The organism is Streptomyces sp. NPDC059037 (genome assembly GCF_042740015.1).
Lineage (GTDB): Bacteria > Actinomycetota > Actinomycetes > Streptomycetales > Streptomycetaceae > Streptomyces.
In genome coordinates this window covers 1-7,987 of the sequence record NZ_JBHYIG010000094.1, presented here as the reverse complement: position 1 = coordinate 7,987, position 7,987 = coordinate 1, and the positions used below count along the sequence as shown (strand labels likewise).

5 protein-coding genes and 1 pseudogene are annotated in these 7,987 nt (G+C 74.4%); 5 read left to right on the top strand and 1 reads right to left on the bottom strand.

Features of this window, described 5'->3' with window-relative positions:
• Together ACFWY6_RS20585 and ACFWY6_RS20580 are read left to right on the top strand one after the other, a co-directional pair.
• Positions 1-212 (top strand): annotated as a pseudogene (locus ACFWY6_RS20585) (hypothetical protein); the annotation flags it as partial.
• Positions 212-1,222: a serine/threonine-protein kinase gene (locus ACFWY6_RS20580; protein WP_384692236.1), complete on the top strand. Its 1,011-nt coding sequence runs from the start codon at positions 212-214 to the stop codon at positions 1,220-1,222. The pseudogene ACFWY6_RS20585 and the gene ACFWY6_RS20580, both read left to right, overlap by 1 nt.
• A gap of 73 nt (positions 1,223-1,295) precedes the next feature.
• Here the strand turns inward: ACFWY6_RS20580 and ACFWY6_RS20575 are convergent, their stop codons facing one another.
• Positions 1,296-2,576: a streptophobe family protein gene (locus ACFWY6_RS20575; protein WP_384692234.1), complete on the bottom strand. Its 1,281-nt coding sequence runs from the start codon at positions 2,574-2,576 to the stop codon at positions 1,296-1,298.
• 171 nt (positions 2,577-2,747) lie between these two features.
• Here ACFWY6_RS20575 and ACFWY6_RS20570 point away from each other — a divergent pair, with 171 nt between their 5' ends.
• From ACFWY6_RS20570 to ACFWY6_RS20560, 3 genes are all read left to right on the top strand, one after another.
• On the top strand, positions 2,748-4,067 hold the full coding sequence (locus ACFWY6_RS20570; protein ID WP_384692232.1) for a DUF6777 domain-containing protein: 1,320 nt from the start codon (positions 2,748-2,750) through the stop codon (positions 4,065-4,067).
• Between the two features lie 116 nt (positions 4,068-4,183).
• Positions 4,184-5,344 carry an exonuclease SbcCD subunit D gene (locus ACFWY6_RS20565; RefSeq protein ID WP_384692230.1) on the top strand — a complete coding sequence of 387 codons (1,161 nt, stop codon included), beginning with the start codon at positions 4,184-4,186 and terminating at the stop codon, positions 5,342-5,344.
• A complete protein-coding gene (locus ACFWY6_RS20560; protein WP_384692228.1) occupies positions 5,341-7,971 on the top strand; it encodes an AAA family ATPase in 2,631 nt (876 codons plus the stop codon). Before ACFWY6_RS20565 ends, ACFWY6_RS20560 begins: the two co-directional genes overlap by 4 nt.
• Positions 7,972-7,987 lie beyond the last annotated feature (16 nt).

Below are 7,987 nucleotides of genomic sequence, written 5' to 3'. Positions count from 1 at the left end.
CGACCCAGGTGGTCGAGGCCGTCCCGGAGGCAGTCCCGGAGGTCGGTCCGGCGCACGCCCCGCGGTCCGGGCCGAGTGCTCATCGCGGCGCGGCGGACGCCCCGGAGCCGACGCGGGTCGTCGAAGCCGTCCCGGACAGCGAAGAACCCACTCTCATGCTCCCGCCCGTGACCGTCGATCCCGCGCCGCCGTCCCGGCCCGGTGACGCCTGATGGGAGCCGCACCGCGCGAGACGAGCCGGAGCGTGCACTCCGGGCGGCCGTCGGAGCTGATCGGCAAGCAGATCGCCGGCTACCGCATCGAGGGCGAGGTCGGCCGCGGTGGCATGGCCGTCGTCTACCGGGCCAAGGACCTGCGCCTCGACCGCATCGTCGCCCTCAAGCTGCTCGCGCCCGAACTCGCCCGCAACGACACCTTCCGCAAGCGCTTCACGCACGAGTCACGCGTGGCCGCGTCCATCGAGCACCCGCACATCGTGCCGGTATTCGAGGCGGGCGAGACCGACGGAGTGCTCTACATCGCCATGCGGTACGTTCCCGGGCTCGACCTGCGTCACCTGCTCGACAAGTCGGGGCCGCTCCCCGTCGGGGCCGCGCTGCGCATCGCCGTGCAGGTCGCCTCCGCGCTCGACGCGGCCCACGACCACGGCCTGGTCCACCGCGACGTCAAACCCGGCAACATCCTCGTCGCCAAGGGGACGGACAGCGACCATCCGGAGCATGTCTATCTGACGGACTTCGGGCTGACGAAGAAGTCACTCTCGCTGACCGGGTTCACGACCGTGGGCCAGTTCGTCGGGACCCTCGACTATGTCGCCCCGGAGCAGATCTCGGGGCGTCCGGTGGACGGCCGGTGCGATGTCTACAGCCTCGCCTGCGTCGTGCACGAGACCATGGCCGGCGGCCCGCCGTTCCAGCGCGACGACGACATGGCCCTGCTCTGGGCCCATCAGTACGACCAGCCGCCCCGCCTGAGCGAGCTGCGGCCGGATCTGGCCGGGGGCCTCGACGACGTCCTGGCCAAGGCGCTGGCCAAGAGTCCCGAGGATCGGTACGGGTCCTGCCTGGAGTTCGTTGCCGCCTTGCGTGCGGCTGCGGGCGGCGGCGCCGGGCATCCGCCGACACGGGTTGACGTCCCGGTCGAGGGGGCGCCGACGGATACGGGGGCGCCGCCGGAGCCGCCCCGCTGGGCGCGGGCGGTGTTTCGGCGGCTTTCGGGCTGAGGGGTTCGTGGGGCACGTGCGTATCTGCGGGTGCGTCGTGGCCAGTCGCGCTCACGCGGCGGAGCCGCATATGTCACACAGCCCCGCGCCCCTTCGGGGCGCTCACCTCGCCATGCCTCTGCACCCGCCGTGCCAGCAAGCTCCCGATGAAGCCCGTGACCAGGCCCCACGCCAGGGCCAGGCCCAGTGCGGTCCACAGCTTGGGGTCCAGCAGGACCACGCCGGAGAGGCCGCCGCCGAGATCTCCGATGCCCAGGAGCGAGAGGCCGTAGTGCGCCGAGATGCGGGCCAGCAGGCAGACCGTGAGCACCGTCAGCACCAGCGCCACCGCCATGTGCACGGCGTGCTGCCAGGCCCGCATCCGCGCGGGCGAGCGCGCCGCCATCAGGAACGCGGCCGACAGCACCAGGACCGCGGCGACGGCCAGCAGCCACCACACCCGGCCGTCGTACTCGGCGAGGGTGCTCAGATTGAGCGTCGAGTTCTCCGGCGTACGCAGGACATCGTCGAGGACCTGCGGCATGGGCAGCCCGAACGGTCCCTCCACGCGGCCTTCCCAGGACGCGCCGAGCCCGAGCGTGAAGGCGAGCCAGACGAGATTGGGCAGCCCGAGCAGGAGCACCGCGAGCGTCTCGGCGGCATGCCCCTTCGTCGCCGCCACGACCAGGCCGATGACCAGCCCCAGGGCGACGTACGGGAGCAGCAGCACCACCATCGCGAAGGCCGCGGGCCGCACCGACTCCTGGAACCGCAGCAGCCGGGCGGGGAGCGGCGCCCCGCGTGAGACCAGCAGGGCCACGGCGAGGACGCCCGCGAGCCACAGCAGACCGAGGACGAGGGTGAGGGGCACTTCGGTCTCGAAGCCGACCTTGGGCGAGGCATCGAGCAGTTCGCCGATGTCGGCGGCCTCCCCCTCGCCGAGAGAGATGGCGAACTGGTGCTTGGCCGTGAGGCCAAGGCCGATTAGGAGCAGCACCCACAGAGCGGCGATCCGCCCGGCCCAGCCTGCCAGCTCGCTCGCGCCCGCGACCGCCCGGTGCCGCAGCGGCCTGAGGAATCCGGCGGCGATCACCAACGCCCCGGCGAGGCCGACCGAGAGGGGGAGCACGGAGAGGTCCGCGTTCGTCTCGGCGATCGCACCGGCGCCCCCGGACAGCTTGACGGAGCCGCCCACCGCCATCACGACCACGGCGGCGACGACGCTCGGGAACGCTCCGCCGGGCAGATCGGCGGCCCCCGCCGCCCAGAGGCCGAGCGCGGCGACCACGGCCATGACGACGAGCGCGGCGAGCACGGCCACAAGGGCGTGCAGCCATCCGTGGGGGGCCCGCCGGGGCGGTTTCTGGTCGCTCACGTTGTCACGCTAAGCAGCGCTTCGTCGGCCCGCCCCTCGGGGAGGGCCGACCGCGTCAGCTTGCGGGCTGCCGGGAAACGGAGCACACAATAGGCGCGTAACGGTCAAATGGGTGTGAGTACGTGCGCACTCTCTGTAGGCCCCGCAGATCCCCTACGCAGGGAAGAAATCGTGAGCGTCGAACCGCCGTCGTCCGGCAGCCCCACCGGGCCCCCGTCCGGCCCGCTCTCGGGCCCCTCGCAGCCGGGCGCCACCCAGCCCGGAGCGACCACGCCGTCGGCCGACCGGCCTACGGGCCCTCCTGGCGGTCCGCCGGGAGACGGTGGCCAGGGCGGGGGGTCGGGCGGCGGATCAGGCGGCGGACCGGGCGGTCCTTCCGGCCCCGGTGGGCCGGACGGGGGAGCCACCGGTCCGGGTGAGGGCCCCGGAGAGAAGCCCGAGCGCCCCTGGTGGAAGTCGGCGCCGCGCGTGGCGGTCATCGCCGCCGCGATCGTGGCCGCGGTGGTCCTGACCGTCGTCCTCACGCGCCCCGACGGCACGTCGGACACCGCGGGCGAGGTGCTCCTCCAGCCCGCGGCCGAGAAGGGTCCTGATCCCTTCACCGAGTCGACCGCCCGCGAAGACGGCACGCCGCCGTCCCCGACCGCGCTGCCGAGCTCGTCGGCGTCCGCCAACGTGACGCGAGGCGTCGACGGATCGGCACCCGGTCTCTACGGAGGCACGCGCAAGGTCAGCAGCTGCGACGTGGAGAAGCAGGTCTCCGTACTCCAGAAGGACGCGGCGAAGAACAAGGCGTTCGCCTCGGTCCAAGGCATCGACCCGTCCGCCGTGCCCGCCTACCTGCGCTCGCTCACCCCCGTACAGCTGCGCGTCGACACGCGCGTGACCAACCACGGCTACCGCGACGGCGCCCCGACCGCCTACCAGGCAGTCCTGCAGGCCGGCACCGCCGTGCTCGTCGACGACCGCGGCGTACCGCGGGTGCGCTGCGCCTGCGGCAATCCGCTGACGCCGCCGGTCGCCCAGAAGGCCCCGAAGCAGACGGGCGACGCGTGGCCCGGCTACCGGTCCTCGAACGTCGTGGTCGTGGCGCCGGCCGTCCAGGTGGTGAACGTCTTCGTCATCTTCGACCCGCACAGCGGCGAATGGTTCGAGCGTGACAAGGGCGACACGGGCGCCGGGGACGAGAAGACCACACCGCCGGTGGACAAGCCGACGCCGACCGCTTCCGTGTCCCTGTCGCCGTCCGAGTCCGAGTCCGGGAGTCCCAAGCCCTGCGTCTCGGCGCCCGCCGACGGCACCGGGCCGTCGCCCGGCGGCAGTCCGTGCCCGTCGACATCGGCCCCGTCGTCAGCCCCGGTCACCCCGCCGTCGTCGTCGGCCGCGCCGCAGCCGCCCTCCTCGGAACTCGAACAGCCTCCCGCGTCCGACGTGTCGCAGCCGCAGTCGGTGCTTGAGACATCGGTGCCGGAGACAGGAGGGGATTCGTGATCGAGCAGGTGTGATCAGGCGCTAGCGTGGTGGGTGCTGTCGGCGAGGCCCGTGCTGTGCCGGTGCTGGCTCCGGCGGCGTAGGAGGGGAAGAGCATTGCGGGCCGGAGCGGCGTCTTGAGAGTTCTGCACACGTCCGACTGGCATCTGGGCCGGGCGTTCCACCGGGTGAACATGCTCGGGGCCCAGGCCGACTTCATCGGCCATCTCGTCGCCACGGTGCGTGAGCGCGAGGTGGACGTCGTGGTCGTGTCCGGGGACGTGTACGACAGGGCGGTGCCGCCGCTCGCCGCCGTCGAGCTGTTCGACGACGCGCTGCACCGGCTCGCCGACCTGGGCGTACCGACCGTGATGATCTCCGGGAACCACGACTCGGCGCGCCGCCTCGGTGTCGGCGCCGGTCTCATCGGCCGTGCGGGCATCCATCTGCGGACCGCGCCCGCCGCCTGCGGCGAACCGGTGGTGCTGGCCGACGACCACGGGGACGTGGCGTTCTACGGCCTTCCCTACCTTGAACCGGCCCTGGTCAAGGACGAGTTCGGGGTGGCGCGCGCCGGGCACGAGGCGGTCATCGGTGCCGCCATGGACCGGGTGCGTGCCGACCTGGCCACTCGCGCTCGGGGCACCCGTTCCGTCGTCCTCGCCCATGCCTTCGTCACCGGCGGCGAGGCGAGCGACAGCGAGCGGGACATCACCGTCGGCGGGGTCGCCGCCGTGCCGTCGGGCGTCTTCGACGGCGTCGACTATGTGGCCCTCGGCCATCTGCACGGCAGCCAGGCGATCAGCGAGCGGGTGCGCTACTCGGGCTCCCCGCTGCCGTACTCGTTCTCCGAGTCCGCCCACAAGACCATGTGGCTCATCGACCTGGGGGCGGCGGGGGAGATCCACGCCGAGCGGATCGACTGCCCGGTGCCGCGCCCGCTCGCCCGCGTCCGGGGACGGCTCGACGTGCTGCTCGCCGACCCGGACCTCGCCCGCCACGAGGAATCCTGGATCGAGGCGACGCTCACCGACCCGGTGCGCCCCGACGACCCCATGGCCCGCCTCTGCGAGCGCTTCCCGCACACGCTCAGTCTCGTCTTCGACCCCGAACGGTCCCCGGAGGACCCGGACGTCTCGTACGCACAGCGCCTCAAGGGCCGCAGCGACCAGGAGATCGCGGAGGACTTCGTGACCCATGTGCGCGGCGCCGGGCCCGATGTGCGCGAACGGGCCGTCCTGGAGGCGGCGTTCGACACCGTCCGCACCGAGGACACGCTGCGGGAGGTCGCCCGATGAGGCTGCACCGGCTCCGGATCACCGCCTTCGGCCCCTTCGGCACCACCCAGGACATCGACTTCGACGAGCTCTCCGCCGCCGGGCTCTTCCTGCTGCACGGCCCGACCGGCGCCGGGAAGACCTCCGTCCTGGACGCCGTCTGCTATGGCCTGTACGGCTCGGTGCCGGGACCCCGGCAGGGCGCCGGCCAGGGCGTGACCCTGCGCAGCGACCACGCGCAGGCCGGCGCGCGCACCGAGGTGTGCCTCGAACTCACCGTGGCAGGACGCCGGTTGGAGGTCACCCGGCAGCCGCCCTGGGAGCGCCCGAAGAAGCGCGGCACCGGTACGACCATGGAGAAGGCGCAGAGCTGGCTGCGCGAGTACGCGGCCGCCGACGCCGGGCACGAGGGCGGCTGGAAGGATCTCAGCCGCTCCCACCAGGAGATCGGCGAGGAGATCAGCCAGCTCCTCGGTATGAGCAAGGAGCAGTTCTGCCAGGTCGTGCTGTTGCCCCAGGGCGACTTCGCGCGCTTCCTGCGGGCCGACGCCGAGGCCCGCGGCAAACTCCTGGGGCGGCTCTTCGACACCCGCAGGTTCGCCGCGGTCGAGCAGCGCCTGGCCGAGCAGCGGCGCGAGGCCGAGGGTGCGGTGCGCGAGGGCGACGCGGAGCTGCTCGCCGACGCGCACCGGATGCAGCAGGCGGCCGGAAGCGATGCCGCCGAGCTGCCGTTGCCCGACCTGGCGCCCGGCGACCCGGGGCTCGCCGATGCCGTGCTGACATGGGCCGCCGTGGCCCGCACGAGCGCCCGTGAACGGTGCGCGATCGCACGGTGCGCGCTCACGGCCGCCGAGTCCGGGCAGGCCGCCGCGGCGCGCCGGTTCGACGACGTACGCGAACTCGACCGGCTGCAAGGGCGGTTCGCCCAGGCCGAGGAGCGGGCCGGACGGCTCGAGGAGCGCGCGGACGACCATCGGCGGAACAAGGACCGCATGGAGCGGTCCCGCAAGGCCGAGACGGTCGCCCCGGCGCTCGGCCTGCGCCGGGCCGCCGAGGAGGAACACCGGCGCGCCACCGCCGATGAGGCCCGCGCGCGGGGACAGCTGCCCGCCACGTTCGCGGACGCCGGGGCCGCGGGACTCGCCGGCGCCGCACGCAAGGCGGCCGAGGAGCTCGGCGGCCTCGAATCGGCCCGGCGCGCCGAACGCCGCCTCGCCGAACTCGGCACGGAGCGTGTCGCGTTGGAGCGCGAGGAGCGCGCCGACGACGAACTGCTGCGGGAGGCCGCGGGCTGGCTCGACGGCTGGGAGGCCACCCGCGCCGGACTCCAGGGGCGCATCGAGTCCGCCCAGGAAGCGGCCACGCGCGCGGAACACCTCGCGGGCCGACTGGAGCCCGCCCAGGGCAGGTTGGCGGCGGCGCAGCGCCGCGACCGGCTCGCCGGGGAAGCGGCCCGCGTGCACGAGAGCGCCCTCGCCGCACGGGAGCGCGCCACCGCCGCGCACGAACACTGGCTCACCCTCAAGGAGCAGCGCCTGGGCGGCATCGCGGCCGAGCTGGCCGCGGGGCTGACCGACGGCGCCCCGTGCGCGGTGTGCGGTTCGGCCGAACACCCGGCGCCCGCACCCAAGTCCGCAGGGCACGTCGACCGCGCCACCGAGGAGGCAGCCCTCGCCGCCTACCGGCAGGCGGGCGAGCTGAGCACCCGGGCCGAGCGGCACCTCGGCGAGATCCGGGAGGCCCTGGCCTTCGAGGGCGCCGCGGCTTCGGGTGCGGCGACCGCGCCGGACGGCTCGCGGGCCCTTTCCCAGCCGCTGAGCATCCAGGCCGAGCGGCACCACGGCGAGATCCCGGGAGCCCTTGCCGCCGAGGGCGCCGCCGCATCGGGTGCGGCGACCGCGCCGGACGGTTCGCGGGCTCTGCCCGAATCCCCGCAGGGTCCGTCCGTCGAGGAAATCGCCGCATTTGTCGAGGGGCTGCGGGCTGAACACGCCGAAGTGCGCGACCGCGCATCAGGTCTGCGCGCCGCCCGGGAAGCTCTCGACAAGGCCGAGCGCGAGCACGACCGCAGGGTCGCCGCGCGGCACGAGGCCGCGCTCAGGGCCTCCTCCCGCGCCACGCGGCGCGAGGCGCTCGACCGTGAACAGGAGGCCCTGGAGGCCGAGTTGACCCGCGCGAGGGGCGCCAGCGGCAGTGTCGCCGCCCGTGCCGCGCAGCTGGAGCGGCAGACGGCGCTCCTGACCGAGGCCTCGGAGGCGGCCCGCACCGCCGACGACACCGCCCAGCGGCTCAAGGACGCCGACGCGCGACTCGCCGACGCCGCCTTCCGCGCGGGGTTCGACACGCCGGGGGACGCCGCCGGCGCACTCCTGGACGACGAGCGGCACCGCGCGCTGCAGCACCGCATCGACGCGTGGCAGAACGAGGAGGCGGCGGTGCGTTCCCTGCTCGCCGAACCGGACGCGGCCGCCGCCGCACAACGGCCGCCCGCCGATCTGCCGGCCGCCCGTGACGCGGCCGAACGGGCCGACGCGCGGGCCCGCGCCGCCGCGTCGGCGCGGGGGGCGGCGGGCCCGCGCCCCCCCCCCCACCCCCCCCCCGCCCGCACGGGGGGCCCCCGGGGGGCCCGCGCGCGCCCCCGCGGCTAGAGAAACAAAAAAACGC